The 17,419-nt window shown below is 57.0% G+C and carries 15 protein-coding genes; 9 read left to right on the top strand and 6 right to left on the bottom strand.

The features are described from left to right. Positions 1-174: 174 nt before the first annotated feature. From metG to PH7735_RS06890, 3 genes are all read right to left on the bottom strand, one after another. Positions 175-1,887, bottom strand: coding sequence for a methionine--tRNA ligase (metG, locus tag PH7735_RS06880; protein ID WP_058310530.1), 1,713 nt, complete (start codon positions 1,885-1,887; stop codon positions 175-177). Between the two features lie 63 nt (positions 1,888-1,950). Continuing rightward, on the bottom strand, positions 1,951-3,204 hold the full coding sequence (locus PH7735_RS06885; RefSeq protein WP_058311182.1) for an MFS transporter: 1,254 nt from the start codon (positions 3,202-3,204) through the stop codon (positions 1,951-1,953). Between the two features lie 99 nt (positions 3,205-3,303). Continuing rightward, positions 3,304-3,912 carry an ImuA family protein gene (locus tag PH7735_RS06890; protein WP_058310531.1) on the bottom strand — a complete coding sequence of 203 codons (609 nt, stop codon included), beginning with the start codon at positions 3,910-3,912 and terminating at the stop codon, positions 3,304-3,306. Between the two features lie 116 nt (positions 3,913-4,028). On the opposite strand from PH7735_RS06890, the gene speB reads away from it, so the two are divergent. From speB to PH7735_RS06905, 3 genes are all read left to right on the top strand, one after another. Further along, positions 4,029-4,988: an agmatinase gene (gene speB, locus PH7735_RS06895; protein WP_058310532.1), complete on the top strand. Its 960-nt coding sequence runs from the start codon at positions 4,029-4,031 to the stop codon at positions 4,986-4,988. Between the two features lie 90 nt (positions 4,989-5,078). Then, on the top strand, positions 5,079-6,122 hold the full coding sequence (locus tag PH7735_RS06900; protein ID WP_058310533.1) for an aldo/keto reductase: 1,044 nt from the start codon (positions 5,079-5,081) through the stop codon (positions 6,120-6,122). 132 nt (positions 6,123-6,254) lie between these two features. Next, positions 6,255-6,752, top strand: a complete 498-nt coding sequence (locus PH7735_RS06905; protein WP_058310534.1) for a hypothetical protein — start codon at positions 6,255-6,257, stop codon at positions 6,750-6,752. Here the strand turns inward: PH7735_RS06905 and PH7735_RS06910 are convergent. The 3 genes from PH7735_RS06910 to PH7735_RS06920 are packed head-to-tail and all read right to left on the bottom strand — an operon-like array spanning position 6,731 to position 9,701. After that, positions 6,731-7,279: a TadE/TadG family type IV pilus assembly protein gene (locus PH7735_RS06910; RefSeq protein ID WP_058310535.1), complete on the bottom strand. Its 549-nt coding sequence runs from the start codon at positions 7,277-7,279 to the stop codon at positions 6,731-6,733. The two genes, PH7735_RS06905 and PH7735_RS06910, sit on opposite strands and share 22 nt — an antisense overlap. Then, a complete protein-coding gene (locus PH7735_RS06915; protein WP_058310536.1) occupies positions 7,279-7,815 on the bottom strand; it encodes a TadE/TadG family type IV pilus assembly protein in 537 nt (178 codons plus the stop codon). Before PH7735_RS06915 ends, PH7735_RS06910 begins: the two co-directional genes overlap by 1 nt. After that, a complete protein-coding gene (locus PH7735_RS06920; RefSeq protein WP_233488276.1) occupies positions 7,812-9,701 on the bottom strand; it encodes a TadE/TadG family type IV pilus assembly protein in 1,890 nt (629 codons plus the stop codon). Before PH7735_RS06920 ends, PH7735_RS06915 begins: the two co-directional genes overlap by 4 nt. Positions 9,702-10,036: 335 nt before the next feature. Here PH7735_RS06920 and PH7735_RS06925 point away from each other — a divergent pair, with 335 nt between their 5' ends. From PH7735_RS06925 to PH7735_RS06950, 6 genes are all read left to right on the top strand, one after another. After that, positions 10,037-11,467: a Glu/Leu/Phe/Val family dehydrogenase gene (locus tag PH7735_RS06925; RefSeq protein ID WP_058310538.1), complete on the top strand. Its 1,431-nt coding sequence runs from the start codon at positions 10,037-10,039 to the stop codon at positions 11,465-11,467. Positions 11,468-11,591: 124 nt separating this feature from the next. Further along, positions 11,592-12,182 carry a DUF6151 family protein gene (locus PH7735_RS06930; RefSeq protein ID WP_058310539.1) on the top strand — a complete coding sequence of 197 codons (591 nt, stop codon included), beginning with the start codon at positions 11,592-11,594 and terminating at the stop codon, positions 12,180-12,182. 213 nt (positions 12,183-12,395) lie between these two features. After that, entirely contained in the window at positions 12,396-13,652 is a 1,257-nt protein-coding gene (locus PH7735_RS06935; protein ID WP_058310540.1) for a sarcosine oxidase subunit beta family protein, read from the top strand. 14 nt (positions 13,653-13,666) lie between these two features. Beyond that, positions 13,667-13,939 (top strand): sarcosine oxidase subunit delta, encoded by a 273-nt coding sequence (locus tag PH7735_RS06940; RefSeq protein WP_058310541.1) that lies wholly within the window; start codon positions 13,667-13,669, stop codon positions 13,937-13,939. Next, positions 13,936-16,869, top strand: coding sequence for a sarcosine oxidase subunit alpha family protein (locus tag PH7735_RS06945; protein WP_058310542.1), 2,934 nt, complete (start codon positions 13,936-13,938; stop codon positions 16,867-16,869). Before PH7735_RS06940 ends, PH7735_RS06945 begins: the two co-directional genes overlap by 4 nt. Continuing rightward, positions 16,862-17,413 carry a sarcosine oxidase subunit gamma gene (locus PH7735_RS06950; RefSeq protein ID WP_058311183.1) on the top strand — a complete coding sequence of 184 codons (552 nt, stop codon included), beginning with the start codon at positions 16,862-16,864 and terminating at the stop codon, positions 17,411-17,413. The genes PH7735_RS06945 and PH7735_RS06950 overlap by 8 nt, the downstream gene beginning before the upstream one ends. Positions 17,414-17,419 lie beyond the last annotated feature (6 nt).

Raw genomic sequence — 17,419 nt, forward strand, 5'->3', positions numbered from 1 at the left:
CAAAGACCCTAATGCTAAAGGCCATCATTGGGCACTCTTTGCAAAAACAAGTCAAGAATTGCCGTCGTGCGGTGAAACACGCGGTTTGAAAGCTGCAAGGCTAAATGAAAAAAGGACTGCCCATTGCGGGCAATCCTCTTGTCTTTTGTACCACTTGTCTGCGCCGCGACAGAGTTAGTCGCGTTTACCTGCAAAGCGGCCTTGCCATTCTTCGCGTTCGTCATCGGTGATCTTGCGGAAGGTCACGTCCGGCACGGTAAAGGCATGACCCGCTTGCAGGGCCTCCAATGCCGCAGGCACATCGTCGGGCCAGCTGTCATCGCTGGTCTGCATCGCAGCCATCAACGCGTCTTTGGCATCCGGAATGAACGGCGCAGACAGAACCGCATAAAGGCGGATCAGGTTCAGCGCCAGACGAATTTGCGCCGCGGCCTGTTCAGGGTCGGTTTTGAAGGTCGACCAAGGGGCGGCGTTTTGCAGATATTCATTGCCTGCAACCCAGATCGCCCGCAGCTCTTGCGAAGATTTACGGACCTCCATCGCCTCCATGTGGCCTTCATAGGCGCGGATGCGCGTGGTCAACTCTTCGATAAGCGCCTGTTCCTGTTCGCCAAAAGTGCCGCCAGCAGGGACTTCTTCGCCAAATTTCGAGCGGCAGAACTTGGTGACGCGGCTGACAAAGTTGCCCAGAACGTCGGCAAGGTCCTTGTTGACCGATTGCTGGAAGTTTTCCCATGTGAACTCAGAGTCGCTGCTTTCTGGTGCGTGGCTCAGCAACCACCAGCGCCAGTAATCGGCGGGCAGGATTTCCAGCGCCTGATCCATGAACACGCCGCGTCCGCGCGAGGTCGAGAACTGTCCGCCGTCATAGTTCAGATAGTTGAACGATTTCAGGTGGTCGACCAGCTTCCATGGCTCGCCCGATCCCAGAATGGTCGCTGGGAAAGACAGGGTGTGGAAAGGCACGTTATCCTTGCCCATGAACTGGGTATAGCGAACATCGTCAGCGCCCTTATCCGTGCGCCACCAGCGTTCCCAGTTATCGCCTTTGCCGGCATCCACCCATTCCTGCGAACAGGCGATGTATTCAATCGGGGCATCAAACCAGACATAGAAAACCTTGCCTTCCATGCCGGGCCAGACATCGTCACCCTTCATGACCGGAACACCCCAGTCGAGATCGCGGGTGATGCCGCGATCCTGAAGACCATCCCCGTCGTTCAGCCATTTGTTGGCGATAGATGTGGTCAGCACGGGCCAGTCGGTTTTGCTGTCGATCCATGCTTGCAGCTTGTCGCGCATTTGTGACTGGCACAGGAACAGGTGTTTGGTTTCACGCTCTTCCAGATCGGTTGATCCGGAAATGGTCGAATAGGGGTTGATCAGGTCGGTCGGGTCGAGCTGCTTGGTGCAGTTGTCACACTGGTCGCCACGAGCGCTTTCGAAGCCGCAGTTGGGGCAGGTGCCTTCGATATAGCGATCAGGCAGGAACCGGCCATCGGTGTTGGAATACATCTGCTTTTCGCTGACTTCACGGATCAGACCGGCCTCGTCCAGCTGTCCGGCAAAGTGTTGGGTCAGCTTTTTGTTCTGTTCGCTCGACGAGCGGCCGAAATGGTCAAACGACAGGCGGAAGCCTTCGGCGATCTTTGCCTGAACGTCGTGCATCTCGGCACAGTATTCGGCGACAGGCTGGCCTGCTTTGGCGGCAGCCAGTTCCGCGGGGGTGCCGTGTTCATCTGTGGAACACAGGAACAGAACTTCGTTGCCTCTGCCACGCTGGTACCGCGCGAACAGGTCGGCAGGCAATTGCGAGCCGACAAGGTTGCCCAAGTGTTTGATACCGTTGATGTACGGAATGGCCGAAGTGATCAGGTGACGCGCCATTTGGATTTCCTCTGGTCTGCTGTTGCGCTTCGTCTAGCCCATTGGTGTGGCTAGGGAAAGGGGCTACTGCGTCTCGGGATCGTTGTCGTCGTCCGGCTTGCGTTCGCGTTGACGCCCCATAAGGCGGCCAATGACAAAGGATGTGCGCGGGGCATAGACATACCGTGTGCGGTTCCCACCCGACGAGCGGACCTTCATCCGGCTCAGGCCGAAGATGATAAGAAGGCCATGGCCCGCCGCAATCAGCATGAACATGGCGCCCGGGCCAAAATGGTCGATCAGGCGGGACGACAGATAAGGGGCTGCAATTGCGCCAAGGGCAAAGAAGAACATCAAGGCGGCAGACAGCTCGACCCGTTCCTCCGAGGTCGCAAAGTCGTTGGCGTGGGCCGAGGCCACCGAGAAGATCGGGAATGCGGTCAATCCAAACAAGCCCGCATTGAGCATAATGACGCTTGTTGAGCTGGCGCCGATGGCAATTGTCGCAAAACAGCTCAGGATCGCGGCAATCGACAGCCAGATCAAAACCCAGCGCCTGTCGTATTTATCCGCCAGCCAGCCCACCGGATATTGCGCCAATGCCCCCCCGAGAACAAACGAGGCCAAGAACCATGCGATCTGGTCCGTGCTGAGGCCGACCTCGGTGCCATAGATGGGGCCGACCATCCGGAAACTGGCCGAGCTGAGCGCCGCAACCACAACACCGGCGGCGGCCAGCGGGGATCGTGTAACCGCCAGCATCGGACGCAGGCGCGGGGCAGACGGGGTTTCGGGTTGTGCCGATTTCGTCAGGGTCAGCGGCAACAGCGCCGCACAACAGACAATCGCAAGAATGTTGTAGGACACATAGGAGGCGGGTTCGAGAACGCTGATGACCATCTGCGCCGCCAAAGACGCGCCCATGTCGACAACACGATAGATGCCCATTGTGCGCCCGCGGGTTTCATTGGTGACCTTGGACTGAAGCCACGCCTCGACCACGGTGTAACAGCCCGCAATACACAGACCTGTTGCGATCCGCATCATGGCCCATGCCATTGGATCGATGATGATCATATGCAGCAAAAGCCCGATTGCACCGGTTGCGGTAAAGGCCGCAAAGGCACGGGAATGGCCAACGCTGCCCATAAGGCGCGGAGCCCACCAGCATCCGATAAAGAAGCCAAGAAAGTGCGCAGAGCCCAATAGACCTACCTGCGCGGTGCTGAAATCCAGAGCGAGGCCGGACAGCGCGTCAAGCGGGCCGACGCCGCCGGAACTGAGTTGAAGAAGAACCACTGACAGGAACAGGGCAGAAAATGAAATAATCACGCGCATAATGTTCATACATTACCGGCGTTGTGTCCCGCGCTTGTGCTTATTCGACCTGCGGGAGTCGTTTTTGTTGGTTTTGTGGTTTTTCTGTACGCGCGGCGGTTACCCGGGGGCGGGCATGGGATCAAACCGGGGTGCCTGTACCAGCCCGCTGACTTTCCAGCGTTTGACGGGGGCCGTGCGTGCGCGCAACCGCGTCAGTTCCCAGCTGGGCGTGTCCGGATCAAACCGGGGCTCCATCCGCCAGCGCGCCTCGACCCCCATTGCGCCCCCTTCACCGGGTGTCAGGATCACCCCCAGGGGGGCGGCGCGTGTGGCTTCGGCGCCGGTTTCGGCCGCGAGGTGAAGGCGGCGCACCGCTGTCAGGCTCGGCGGGGCGGGGATGTCTGCCACGACCAAAGGGACATGGCCCGCGCGCAGGCTTTCTTCCATACAGGCCAGAAGGTCTTCGGGTTTGTCGGCTTTTACGAGGATCAAGCGCTCTGGCTCGATAAAGGGCACCACGCCTTCGGGGTGTAACTGTTCCGGCAGCCATCTCGGGCTGATCCAGAAAACAGGCCCCTCCAACCTGTAGGCCAGCCACAAGGCAAAGATACGTCGCGCCGCGCCGCAGGCTTCGTGCAGGCGTGCCAAAGGCAGATCAATGTCCGGCCCCAAACACAGGTCCGGTCCGTCGCGGTGTGTCTTGCGGCCAAGCAGATGAGTCGTCATGGCGACAATATATATGTTCTTGTTATGTTCTCAATCTCAAAGAGGGACTTTCTCCTCTTGCCGTGAAGACCATTTCTGCGCAGGGTGGCGCAAAACAGATTAAAGGGAGATCGTAAATGGCAGACCATGGATATGAAGGCGGCCGTCTGGACCTGCCTTTTGTCGGCATCTCGACCTTTGGCAAACGCGAATACGTCAGCGATTGGGATCAGATAGAAGCAGACGTTGCCGTGCTGGGGGCGCCGTATGATTTTGGCACACAGTGGCGCAGTGGCGCCCGTTTTGGGCCACGCGGCGTGCGCGAAGCGTCGACATTGTTCAGCTTCGGCCACGCAGGGGCCTATGACCACGAGGACGACGCCACCTATTTGCCGGCCGATGTGCGGATTGTCGATATCGGTGACGCAGACATCGTTCATACCGATACGATGAAAAGCCACGCCAATATCGAGGCGGGCGTGCGCGCGATCCTCAAGGCGGGCGCATTGCCCGTGGTGATCGGCGGAGATCACTCGATCAATATCCCATGCATCAATGCCTTTGAAGATCAGGGGGATATCCACATCCTTCAGATTGATGCCCATCTCGATTTTGTGGATGAACGCCACGGTGTCCGGTTCGGGCACGGCAATCCGATGCGCCGCGCCGCCGAGAAGCCTTATGTGACCGGGCTGACGCAGGTCGGCATTCGAAATGTCAGTTCCACCGCCAAAGAAGGATACGAAGCGGCCCGCGAAATGGGATCGGATATCCTGTCCGTGCGTCAGGCGCGTGCACTTGGGCCGCAAGGCGTGATCGAGCGCATTCCGGAAGGCGCCCGCGTCTATGCCACGATCGACATTGACGGGTTCTGCCCCTCGATTGCCCCGGGCACGGGCACCCCCAGCCACGGCGGTTTCTTGTATTACGATGTGCTGGAGATGCTTCAGTCCCTGTCAAAGCGGCACGAGGTTGTTGGCATTGATCTGGTCGAGGTTGCGCCGGATTACGACCCGACCGGCGGCACGTCCATTCTGGCCGCACAAATTTTGCTCAACATGCTTGGCTTTATCTTCCATGCACGGGCGGCCGGTTGAACATTCTTTCTTAACAAATACATGGGGGAGGGGCCGTAAGCAGCTGCGCGGCGGACCTTTCTCCATTTTGCAAAACAGGACAACGCTGACATGAAGATGAACCCGCTTGGCCGGACAGGAATCCAGGTCTCGGAACTGTGCCTTGGGACAATGACCTTTGGCACGCAGACCGATGAGCCTACGTCACATGCCCAGATAGAAATGGCGCTGGATGGGGGGATCAACTTTGTCGATGCGGCCGAAATGTATCCCGTCAATCCGATCAGCGCAGAAACCGTTGGCCTGACCGAAACAATCATTGGCAACTGGTTCGCCAAGTCTGGTCGCCGCAACGAAGTTGTTATGGCCACCAAACACTCTGGTGTGGGGTTTCAGCACGCCCGGGGCGGAGCGCCGATCACAGCCGAAACCGTTCCCGAGGCAATCGAAGGCTCGCTGCGTCGCCTGCAGACCGATCACATTGACCTTTACCAGTTCCACTGGCCCAACCGCGGCTCTTACATGTTCCGCCAGAACTGGCGGTATGATCCTTCCAAGCAAAACTATGCCGAAACGATGGACCATATGGAAAGCACCCTGGAGGCTTTGCAAGCTCAGGTGGACAAGGGCACGATCCGCGCCTTTGGTTTGAGCAATGAAAGCGCATGGGGCACGTCCCAGTGGCTGCGCATTGCCGAAGAAAAGGGATGGCCACGCGTCGCGTCGATCCAGAACGAATATTCGCTTTTGTGCCGCCTCTATGACACCGATCTTGCCGAGTTGAGCGTGAATGAAGATGTGGGTCTTCTGGCCTTTTCGCCTTTGGGGGCCGGTTTCCTCAGCGGGAAATACCAGAAAGGATCTGTGCCCGAAGGGTCGCGCATGTCGATTGTGGGCAATATGGGAGGGCGCAAAACCGAACGTGTGTTTGACGCTGTTAACGCCTACCTGGACATTGCGCAGCGCCATGATCTTGATCCGGTGCATATGGCTTTGGCGTTTACATTGCAGCGTCCCTTTATGGCCGCGTCGATCTTTGGCGCGACGACACTTGAACAACTGGCCCATATCCTGAAGACGCAGGACGTGACGTTGAGCGACGCGGTAATGGCGAAGCTGGATGCGGCGCATCAGGCCCATCCCATGCCGTATTGAGCCGTACAGGGGAAGGGGCGCAGCCCCTCTGGGCGCCGGTGGCGCCCATTCACCCCGGGATATTTTCAGCCAGAAGAAGCATGGACTTGCGCCCAGACGATAAGGTAGGGCTGCGGCAAAAGGGGACGGCTTATGAACGATGAAATTTTGGCAACGGTTTCTGCATCGGCACCGCGCCGGTGGCTTGGTGTTGGGATGATGGGCACGCTTGGGGTGCTTTTGTTGTACATTGCACTGGCCGTGCCACCGCAGTCTTTTTCGTGGCAGGCCTTCTTGCTGGTGATGGGCGTCGGCTCTCTTTGGCTGGCGGATGCCACGCGTCGTGCAACAGAGCGTGTTGTGGAATTAAGGCATGACGGTTTGCGCGATAGCACGGGTGCTGTCATTGCGTCTTTGGACCAGATTGCCAGTATTGATCGCGGAACATTTGCCATGAAGCCGTCGAATGGTTTTGTGATCCGTCTGAGTGAGAAACGGCCGCGCGCGTGGCAGCCGGGCCTGTGGTGGGCGATTGGATCGCGTGTCGGCATCGGAGGCGTTACGCCCGGATCACAGACCAAGGCGATGGCGCAAATTCTCGAGATGCTTTTGGCAGAACGCCAGTCTGGTCAGGACGACCAGACCAGTTGAGGCGCAAAGCGGGGGCGGGTGAAGATGAAGGTCGACACCTGCTGATCGCCAAGTCCGACATTCAGGGCTGGCTCGTAAGTGGAATAGGTTTCGACCAAGATCAAAGTCTCGCCATCCGCCATTGTGGGCAGGCGTTCTGACAGGGAGTTCAGAGCATCCGCACTGAGGGAGGCAAAGGTTCCTTGGGTGTGGGACCATTCCAGCTCGTAGTCATCCGACACAACACTCCACGAGATAACCGAAACACGCAGGCCCGTTGCCGAGTCCGACTCGGAGAGCATGTCAAACAGGCTGCGCATATTGGCCAGATAGGTGGTGTCGATCGCAGCTGTTTCGCGAGAGAGGATATCACTGATTGTGAAGGCGGCTTTCTCGGTTGATGAGCGGGTCTGGTAGGCATCAAAGAAAATATACATGGCCATATAGGACCACATCAGGAGAGGCAGAATGATTGCCGCCTCTACCGCGACGGTGCCTTTGGAATCTTCGGCAAAGTTTTTCAGGAAGGTTTGGAACTTTTTAAACATTACTGAGGCTCCTGAACAAAGGCGGACATCGCCACAAGGGCTGCGTCACCTGCGTCGTCTTTTTGCACGAGATTGCCAAATCCGATGTTGGGATAGAGCACTTCAATTTTGGCGCAGGCCCGCAAGATCATCAGCTCGTTTTCAGAACCGGCGACAAAGGTGGTGACCGGGTCCACTTCTTCTGCACGGTTGGTGCAGGTGACCGTGTCCGAGATAGTGCTCCATGCACGCGGGTTTACCTGAATCATCTCGAGTTTCAGATTGGTCTCGCAATCCGGTATCATGGAGCTTTCGTCACAGATCATCTGGATCAGTTCGGCGTGATCCGGCGGGTTGCCTGTGGACAGGCGCACTTCGCGGACTGCGATATCAAGCGCCCGTTCGAGATAGGCCGAGCGGAGAGTCATCATGCCAAGCTCAATAGCCGAGAGCATCACGACAAAGAAAATCGGGAACATGATCGCAAATTCCAGCGAGGCATGGCCGTCTTCTTTTCGCACAAAACGGGTGAAGCGGGTTTTGGCAAGATGCATCATTGTGTCAGCCTCAGTTGGCGGATGGATGACGCAATCGCGGCAAAGGCATCACTGATTTCAAGTCCGTCCACATCAAAATAGTGGCTGTCCGAGCTGGCACAGTCCTTTAGGACCGCCTGTCCGTCGGTTGGCGCCTCGAACCCGATGGTAAAGACGATCACACCCTCGTCTTTCGCAGCATCGCATATGTCAGCCGTCCGAGAGTTCTTGGTCGACGATCCGACAGAGTTCCGAACGTCATAGTACCAGTCGTCCCAGGCTTCGCTATCCGACATCCATGGCTCGTAGAGGTCTTCGACAATCCATTCCATTGTGGAGTAGGCCCACAAGTCCTGATAATCGATTTCAATCGCTTCACCAGGCTCATCCACCCATTGTGTCGTGGTTTCATAGACATAGACTGATCTGTAGCGGCGGCAGGATCCGTTCCGGCGATACGAGCGGCATTCATATTCAACGCCGACGACTTCCTGCACTTCTTCTTCATAGCCCTGACCATAGGCGTGGTCGCGCCAGACATCGTCGCTGGGCCAATAGAACATGGGCTCTTCGGTCACGCCGTCGTTGTCGTAATCGTCGTCATCTTCGCCGATGTAGACGGAATAGTCGTTGGTGTAGTCGTTGAACCAGATGTTTGAACGCTCGTAGCGATACCCGTCGTTGAGGTAATACTGCGAGGTGTTCTGACCATCTGTCATCAACACCACGACCTTGAGGGATTCATTGTCGTCATAGGCGTGGGGCCGCTCGTCGAACACCGCGTCAACGGTTCCGGCGGTGATTAGGCCGTCGACCATGGGTTGCAGGCTGGGGTCAAGCATCGCCGTGCCCCATTTCATCCCAACGTCAATCGAGGTGTTTCCGCCTGCAGACATCGCATCAATATAGGTGTTCAGTGTCGTCGAATTCTGTGACAGCGGCATGATTTCGCGGTAAGGATCCTGATCGCATACAGGCAGCGTGCTGCTTGTGTCGCCGACCAGCTGGGCGGTGTTGTTATCGCGACCGTCCCAGTCATACCATGGGTCGAAATGCATTGTCTGCTGGTACGCTTTGCCCATGTTGACTGTTGTGGTGTCGTAATCGTCCGACGTGAAATTGATGCAGCGCGAATACGAGTGGCGCGTTTCGGCAGCGGTGGCGACACCCAGTTCGCTCATGATCTGAGCTTCTGTAATTTCGTCGTCATCATCCACAACAAATTGTTGGTTGAGGCTGGCCACCGATGTGCTGTCGCCAATGGTGGCGTTTAGCTGGTCAAACATTTCTTCAGGTAGGGACACCTGGGTTGCGTAGGGAACAATTGAGATCGACAGTTTGTCGTCTTCGGTGTTCTCGAACATCGTGTTGACGAATTGTTTGGCCGCAACTTTGAGGTTTGTCAGGCGGCTGTTGCTGTTCATCGAGCCGGAAACGTCAAGCACTATCGAAATCTCGAGACCATCGATACGCTCTTCCGCGGTGCCTTTTGCGGGCACGCTCAAAGTGTCGATGCCGACCATGTTCATGAACATCGTGTCGAGTTGCATGCTCGCAGAGGCGGATACGGTGCGATAGTTGATGCCTTCATCAACAGTCACTGTCGACAGATAGTTGGTCATGCCAGCCTTGTCGAAATAGTCGTTCACCACGGATTCCGGATCAAGTTCCTGATCCAGATCAGCCGCAGCTAGGACCGCACGATCCAAGGTGTGCTGCATCTGCGTGCGCTTCAATTCAGAGCGCATAAAATCTACGCCAAGGCCTCCGACCATCAGAATGATCATGAAGACAAAAATGGCAAAGCCAACGACAGCGCCGTCTTCTTCGCGCGCAAATCGTTTCAGCCACATCTGTGTGGATTGATGGCCCGTACGCATGTTTTCGGATTGGTTGTTCTTAGACACCAACATTTCTTTTACCCTCGCTTCAGCGCAAAACGTAGCTACCAAAGGAAGCCCCCATACGGATTGCACCACGGTCTTTATGACTCTCAATTGGGGCGGAACTTTGACGAAAAGGGTGCTGAAATGCGGATGAAAGCGCTAAAAACCGTCTATTTATCTGGAACTTATGAACAGTAAGGGTCTTGTGGGTGTACTGTTTCCAGAAATGAATATTGAGTAAATATTAGGCGGTTTAAAAACTTTACCCCTCGCCAGCGCGGTTTATTCCTGCTTAGGGTGCAAGTGTTGTTTTCTGCGGCGTTGAGTCGCAATTATTGCTTGTCAGGAGGAACAGGATGAGCATCCCAAAAGAGCCCAGTTTTCGAGAAAGCGTTGACCTTATGTTCAACCGTGCGGTTGCGCTGATGGATCTGCCACCGGGGCTCGAAGAAAAGATCCGCGTGTGCAATGCGACGTATACAGTCCGGTTTGGTGTGCGCTTGCGGGGGCAAATCCAGACCTTTACGGGTTATCGGTCTGTGCATTCCGAACACAAAGAACCGGTGAAGGGCGGTATTCGCTTTGCCATGGGCGTTAATCAGGACGAGGTCGAAGCTCTCGCGGCGCTGATGACGTATAAATGTGCTCTGGTCGAGGCGCCGTTTGGGGGCTCGAAGGGTGGTTTGCGCATTGATCCGCGACAGTATGAAGATCACGAGCTTGAGCGGATCACCCGCCGGTTTGCCTATGAGTTGGCAAAGCGTGACCTGATCCACCCGTCGCAAAACGTTCCTGCGCCGGACATGGGCACCGGAGAGCGTGAAATGGCGTGGATTGCCGACCAGTACGCTCGGATGAACACCACGGATATCAATGCCATAGCCTGTGTAACGGGGAAGCCGCTTAATGCGGGCGGGATTTCCGGTCGTGTCGAGGCAACGGGGCGCGGTGTGCAATATGCGCTGCGCGAGTTCTTCCGTGACAAGCGTGACATGGAAAAGGCCGGCCTGTCCGGTTCACTGGATGGCAAACGCGTGATCGTGCAGGGCCTTGGGAACGTGGGTTATCACGCTGCCAAGTTCCTGAGCGAAGAAGACGGCTCGATCATCACCGGCATCATTGAGCGTGACGGTGCGTTGATCAGCGACACGGGGCTTGATGTCGAAGCCGTACGTGCGTGGATCGTAAAGCATGGCGGCGTCAGCGGATTTCCGGACGGGCAATTCGTGGCTGAGGGATCTCTTGTTCTCGAAGAAGAGTGCGACATCCTGATCCCGGCGGCGCTGGAAGCGGTGATCAACCTGACCAATGCGGCCAGGATCAAGGCGCCGTTGATCATCGAGGCCGCGAACGGTCCGATCACTGCGGGGGCGGATGACATTCTGCGTGAAATGGGCACCGTCATTATCCCCGATATGTATGCCAATGCCGGTGGTGTGACAGTGTCCTATTTCGAATGGGTCAAGAACCTTTCGCATATTCGGTTTGGCCGGATGCAGCGGCGTCAGGAAGAAGCCCGCCACCAGCTTGTCGTCGACGAGCTTGAGAAAATCTCGGAAGCGATGGGCAGCCAGTACAGTCTGACAGACAGGTTCAAGCAAAAGTACCTGCGTGGTGCTGATGAGCTTGAACTTGTGCGGTCCGGATTGGACGACACGATGCGCATTGCCTATCAATCAATGCGGGATGTCTGGCACGAGCGCGGGGATGTCGAAGACCTGCGCACCGCGGCTTATCTGGTTTCGATTGACAAGGTCGCCGCCAGCTATCGCGCCAAGGGACTTTGATCTGAAATCGTGCTGCCCGCTTCAATACGTCAGAAGCGGGCAGCACATCACAAAACCTTGTTGTGTCTTTTTCGGCGCAAGGGGTAGGCTTGCCGCAACTGGTATCATTTGTAGGTAATGTCTCATGTCCGAAATTCCCCTGTCCTGTTCCTGTGGTCGCTTCAAAGCGGTGCTGCGTGATTGCGATGCCTCCAGCGGGCGGCGTCTCAAATGCTATTGCACAGATTGCCAGACAGCGGCGCACGCCTTTGGCGGAGGCGAAATTCTGGATGCGCATGGTGGCACGGATCTGTTCCATACAACGCCTTCAAAGCTGGAAACCACCGAAGGCGAAGAGCATTTGGCCTGTCTGCGGTTGTCTCCAGAGGGGCTCATGCGGTGGTATGCGTCCTGTTGCGACACGCCCGTGTTCAGCACATTGGCGTCTCCGAAGCTGCGGTTTATCGGTATTTCGTCAAAAGTGGTGGACGGCGATCTGGAAGCCACCCTTGGACCGATCAAAACAATTGCAAAAACCAAAGACGCCAAGCCCGGCGCCGATGGTCCGACCGACAGCCGCTATATCGGCGCGGTCTGGGGAGTTCTTAGCCGTCATATGGGCGCAGTGATTACCGGCAAGAAACACAATCCGCTGTTTGACGATGACGCCACACCGGTTGTCGAGCCGCGTGTATTGACCAAAGAACAGCGCAAATCCTTTACACCCGAATACTAACGGCGGGCGCGCATGGCCAGCGGTGCGTGCATGGCTGTGCAGGTGCGTCGAATTCAGGCACGAAATTGGGGGAAGAAAGCGGCAGAGGAAAAACGACACACTTTGTCGCTCGCGGACATACCCCTGTTGAAAACTGGTCCATCATGACAAGGTGGGGACCATAAGGTTACACGGGGCGCTTTCGCCCGTATCCGAGATTTCGTGGAGACCAACATGCGATTTTCCGGTCTGAAGGTCCTGACGGAGGGACTTAGGGGAAACAAAGGGTGGCAGGCGCATTGGCGCGATGCCCAGCCCAAAGCAGAATATGACATGATCATCATTGGTGGTGGCGGGCATGGCCTGTCGACCGCCTATTATCTGGCCAAGAACCACGGGATGACCAACATTGCGGTTGTCGAGAAAGGATATCTTGGCGGGGGGAATGTCGGGCGGAACACGACCATCGTGCGTGCCAACTATTTCCTGCCGGGCAATTCAGAGTTCTATTCCCATTCTCTCAAGCTGTGGGAAGGGCTTGAAGAAGATCTGAACTATAACGTCATGCATTCACAGCGTGGCTTGATCAACCTGTTCCACTCTGACGGACAGCGCGATGCCTTTGCGCGTCGCGGCAACGCCATGATCAACCAGGGTGATGATGCGATCCTTCTGGACCGCGAAGGCGTGCGCAAGAAACTGCCTTACCTTGATTTCGACAATGGCCGGTTCCCGATCTACGGGGGGCTGTATCATCCCCGTGGTGGAACAGCGCGCCATGATGCGGTTGCCTGGGGCTACGCACGGGGCGCATCGGATCGCGGCGTTGATCTGATCCAGAACTGTGAAGTGACGGGCATCGACATTGAAGGTGGTGTTGTTCAGGGGGTTCAGACTTCCCGTGGACCCATCCGGGCCAAAAAGGTCGGGATCGTTGTTGCGGGCCGGTCGGGACAGGTCGCGGCCATGGCCGGTCGACGGCTTCCCATCGAGAGCCATGTGTTGCAGGCGTTTGTGACCGAGGGTCTGAAGCCCGTGATCGATCACGTAATCAGTTTCGGCATGGGGCACTTCTATATCAGCCAATCCGACAAGGGCGGGCTGGTCTTCGGCGGGGATCTTGATTTCTATGCGTCTTATGCCAGCCGGGGAAACCTGCCCATGAAGGAACACGTCATGGAGGCCGGAATGACCCTTATGCCCATGATCGGCAAGGCCAAGGTCCTGCGCAGTTGGGGGGGGATTATGGATATGACTCCGGACGGCAGTCCGATCATTGACAAGATGGACGGGATCGACGGTCTCTATATCGATTGCGGCTGGAACTATGGGGGGTTCAAGGCTGTGCCCGCCTCGGGATGGAGCATGGCGCATCTCATGGCCACAGATACCCCGCACGAGGTTGCCAAAGGCTTTAGGCTGGACCGGTTCCGCACGGGGGTCGGTATCATCGACGAAGAGGGCACGGGCTCTCAACATAACCTGCACTAAGGAGGGAATACACAATGCGCATTACATGCCCCCTCTGTGGGGAAAGAGACCGCCGGGAGTTCTATTATGTGGGGGACGCTGTTGCCCTGAACCGACCGGACCCTGATGCAGGGGATGTCGTTTGGGACGACTACGTGCACAATCGGGATAATCCCGCGGGTGTGACCCGAGACCTTTGGTATCACGAAAGCGGCTGTGCCTCTTGGATAGTCGTGACACGCAATACCATCACCCACGAGGTTCTGGAAACCGCTTTGGCGTCCGACGTAAAGGAGGCCACATCATGAGGGTCGCGGGAAAAGGACTTGTAGACTGCTCCAAGCCGCTGCGGTTTTTGTTTGATGGGACAAGCTATCAAGGGTTTGAGGGCGATACACTGGCGTCGGCGCTGTTGGCCAATGACGTCAAGATGGTTGCGCGATCCTTCAAGTATCATCGCCCGCGCGGTATCGTGGGCGCTGGCAGTGAAGAGGCCGGCGCACTGGTAACCGTCGGCTCAGGTGCGCATCAAGACCCGAACGTGCGTGCCACTGTGCAGGAGATCTATGAAGGTCTGAGTGCGCAATCACAGAACCGGTGGCCCTCGCTTGGGTTTGATATCCTGAGCGTGAATGATCTTGCCGCGCCGTTCCTAGGGGCGGGGTTCTATTACAAAACCTTCATGTGGCCCAAGGCCTTCTGGGAAAAACTCTACGAACCCGTCATCCGGCGTTCTGCCGGTATTGGTGCACTGAGCGGTCTTTCAAACGCGGACCGCTATGAAAAGGCATTTGCGTTTTGTGACCTGCTGGTGATCGGCTCGGGCCCCTCGGGTCTGATGGCTGCACTCACTGCGGCGCGCGCGGGGGCAGATGTTATCCTTTGTGAAGAAGACAGCGTATTTGGCGGGCGTCTTAATGGGGAAAGCCTCGAAATCGCAGAGACCTCTGGCCAAGACTGGGGGACAGCGGCGATTGCGGAACTGTCTTCGATGGACAATGTACGCCTGATGTCGCGCACCTCAGTTACGGGTGCCTATGATCAGGGGACCTACGGGGCGCTTGAGCGTGTGTCACACCATATGACACAAGCGCAAGGCAAACCGCTTGAGACCTTCTGGCGGATTGTTGCGAAACGCGCGATCCTTGCTGCGGGTGCCATCGAACGTCCAGTTGCCTTTCGCAACAATGACCGCCCCGGTATCATGACCGCCGCAGCCGTGCGGACCTATCTGCATCGCTATGGTGTGGCGCCGGGCAAAGCCGTGACCGTGTTTGCCAACAATGACGATGCCCACCGCACCGCAAAAGACCTCGTTGCGGCGGGCGTTCATGTTGCGGGGGTTATCGATACACGGACAGACGCACCAGATGGTCAGGGCTATCCGGTGTATAAGGGGGCAGAGGTTTGTGATAGCGCAGGCCGCCGTGCCCTTGAGAGTGTCAGCTTTCGATATGCGGACGGGCGTGTCGATAAACTACAGACGGATTGTCTGGCCATGTCCGGCGGATGGAACCCGACTGTGCATCTTACCTGCCATATGAATGGACGACCGAAATGGGATGGCTCTATTCAGTCGTTTGTACCGACCGAGGGCATGGTTGCCGGACTTGAAGCCGTTGGTGCCTGTAACGGAGCCTTTTCAACTCATGCCGCCCTTCTTCAGGGCAACGCGGCCGCACTGACTGCGCTGGGCGATCTGGGCCTCAAGACCATTGCACAGGATGTGCCAGATGCCGAAGACGCCCCGTATCGGCTAAAGCCACTTTGGGCGGTCAAAGGCAAAGGCCGTGCGTGGCTGGATTTCCAGAATGATGTCACAGTCAAAGACGTGAAAATGGCGGCTCAGGAAAACTTCCGGTCTGTCGAGCATATGAAGCGCTACACGACACAAGGGATGGCTCCCGATCAGGGGAAAAACTCGAATGTGGCGGCTTTGGCCGTTCTTGCGGATGCCACAGGGCGGGGCATTCCGGAAACAGGCACAACGACGTTTCGACCTCCCTTTGTGCCGGTCTCGATTGCGTCCCTCGGAGCAGGGGCACAGGGCAAAGGGTTTGCGCCGGAACGCTTTACGACAAGTCATACCGCAAGCGTTGAGCGCGGCGCCCCCATGATCGAGGCAGGCCTTTGGTATCGTCCCAGCTATTTTCCCGCGACGGGTGAAAAGACATGGCGTGAGTCCTGCGATCGTGAGGTGGGATATGTGCGCAATGCCGTTGGGGTCTGTGATGTTTCAACCCTGGGCAAGATCGACATTCAGGGACCGGATGCGGGGGCCTTCCTTGATTTCGTTTACACCAACATGTTCTCGACCCTGAAAGTGGGACGGACCCGCTATGGGCTGATGTTGCGCGAAGACGGCACGGTGATGGATGATGGCACAACCGCGCGCCTTGGCGAGTCCCATTATGTCATGACGACGACAACCGCGGCGGCGGGGCCGGTAATGCGCCACCTCGAATACGTCAAACAGTGTCTGCGCCCCGATCTGGATGTGAACCTTGTTTCCGTGACCGAACAATGGGCCCAGTTTGCCGTTGCCGGTCCCAAATCCCGCGATTTGTTGAACGGTCTTCTGGATACAAAGATCGACAATGAAAACTGGCCTTTCATGGCCTGTGGCACGGTGTCTGCGCTGGGCGTTGAGGGGCGTTTGTTCCGGATTTCGTTCAGCGGTGAGCACGCCTATGAAGTCGCGGTTCCCGCACGGTACGGCGATAGTCTGTTTCGGACGCTGACATCGCGTGCCGAGGCAATGGGCGGCGGCGCTTATGGCATGGAAGCCTTGAACGTTCTGCGGATCGAAAAAGGCTTTATCACCCATTCCGAAATTCATGGCCGCACCAATGCGTTTGACATCGGCATGGAGAGAATGGTCAGCCAAAAGAAAGACTGTATCGGCAAAACCATGTCCGAGCGTCCCGGCCTGACCGATCCCGAGCGTGAGCAGCTTGTCGGGGTCAAACCCATCGGGCCGGTCAAGCAACTGACGGCAGGATCGTTCCTGTTCAAATCGGAAGACTCCGCCGTTCGCGAAAATGCGCAAGGCTATATGACCTCGGTCGGGTTTTCTCCGGAATTTGGCACTTTTATCGGTTTGGGGTTCCTCAGCAACGGGCGGGCCCGTCATGGCGAGCAAATGCTGATGGTGGACCACCTGAGAGATGTCGTCGCGCGGGTTGAAATCTGCGACCCTGTTTTCTTTGACCCTGAAGGAGGGCGAGTCCGTGGCTGAACTTTTGGCGAAATCTCCTTGTGACGGGTTGCTTCCCGTAACGCATGGTTCCGTCACCCTGAGCGAGATGGACATGACGCATCTGACCTCGGTGGCGCCTTACAAAGGGCGGGATGCGGATGTGTCCGACACCTTGAAACAGGCGCATGGCATGGCGTTTCCCGCGCCAAACAGGGCGACTGGCAAAGAGGGGGCGCGGGCGGTGTGGTTCGGGCGCGGGCAGGCCATGCTGATCGGTCCGTTCCCTGATGCGGCATTGTCGGCGGACGCCGCGGTGTCGGATCAATCGGACGCCTGGGCGCTTGTCCGGCTTGAAGGTGCGGATTGCGAAAATGTCTTGGCGCGGCTTGTGCCGGTTGACCTGCGCCAATCCGTTTTCAAGCGCGGCCATACGGTGCGCACACAGCTTCAGCACATGACAGTCTCGATCACACGCACAGGCGATAACGCGTTTTTGATCATGACTTTCCGATCTATGGCCAAAACACTGGTTCATGATCTGGAAACAGCCATGCAGGGGGTTGCCGCTAGGGGCACGGGGTGATTACTT

This window comes from Shimia thalassica (genome assembly GCF_001458215.1).
GTDB lineage: Bacteria > Pseudomonadota > Alphaproteobacteria > Rhodobacterales > Rhodobacteraceae > Shimia > Shimia thalassica.

Bases quoted from the DNA above. Each gene is read 5' to 3' on its own strand.
- metG (WP_058310530.1), bottom strand. From the start codon at position 1,887: ATGGCGCGTCACCTGATCACTTCGGCCATTCCGTACATCAACGGTATC.
- PH7735_RS06885 (WP_058311182.1), bottom strand. From the start codon at position 3,204: ATGCGCGTGATTATTTCATTTTCTGCCCTGTTCCTGTCAGTGGTTCTT.
- PH7735_RS06890 (WP_058310531.1), bottom strand. From the start codon at position 3,912: ATGACGACTCATCTGCTTGGCCGCAAGACACACCGCGACGGACCGGAC.
- speB (WP_058310532.1), top strand. From the start codon at position 4,029: ATGGCAGACCATGGATATGAAGGCGGCCGTCTGGACCTGCCTTTTGTC.
- PH7735_RS06900 (WP_058310533.1), top strand. From the start codon at position 5,079: ATGAAGATGAACCCGCTTGGCCGGACAGGAATCCAGGTCTCGGAACTG.
- PH7735_RS06905 (WP_058310534.1), top strand. From the start codon at position 6,255: ATGAACGATGAAATTTTGGCAACGGTTTCTGCATCGGCACCGCGCCGG.
- PH7735_RS06910 (WP_058310535.1), bottom strand. From the start codon at position 7,279: ATGTTTAAAAAGTTCCAAACCTTCCTGAAAAACTTTGCCGAAGATTCC.
- PH7735_RS06915 (WP_058310536.1), bottom strand. From the start codon at position 7,815: ATGATGCATCTTGCCAAAACCCGCTTCACCCGTTTTGTGCGAAAAGAA.
- PH7735_RS06925 (WP_058310538.1), top strand. From the start codon at position 10,037: ATGAGCATCCCAAAAGAGCCCAGTTTTCGAGAAAGCGTTGACCTTATG.
- PH7735_RS06930 (WP_058310539.1), top strand. From the start codon at position 11,592: ATGTCCGAAATTCCCCTGTCCTGTTCCTGTGGTCGCTTCAAAGCGGTG.
- PH7735_RS06935 (WP_058310540.1), top strand. From the start codon at position 12,396: ATGCGATTTTCCGGTCTGAAGGTCCTGACGGAGGGACTTAGGGGAAAC.
- PH7735_RS06940 (WP_058310541.1), top strand. From the start codon at position 13,667: ATGCGCATTACATGCCCCCTCTGTGGGGAAAGAGACCGCCGGGAGTTC.
- PH7735_RS06945 (WP_058310542.1), top strand. From the start codon at position 13,936: ATGAGGGTCGCGGGAAAAGGACTTGTAGACTGCTCCAAGCCGCTGCGG.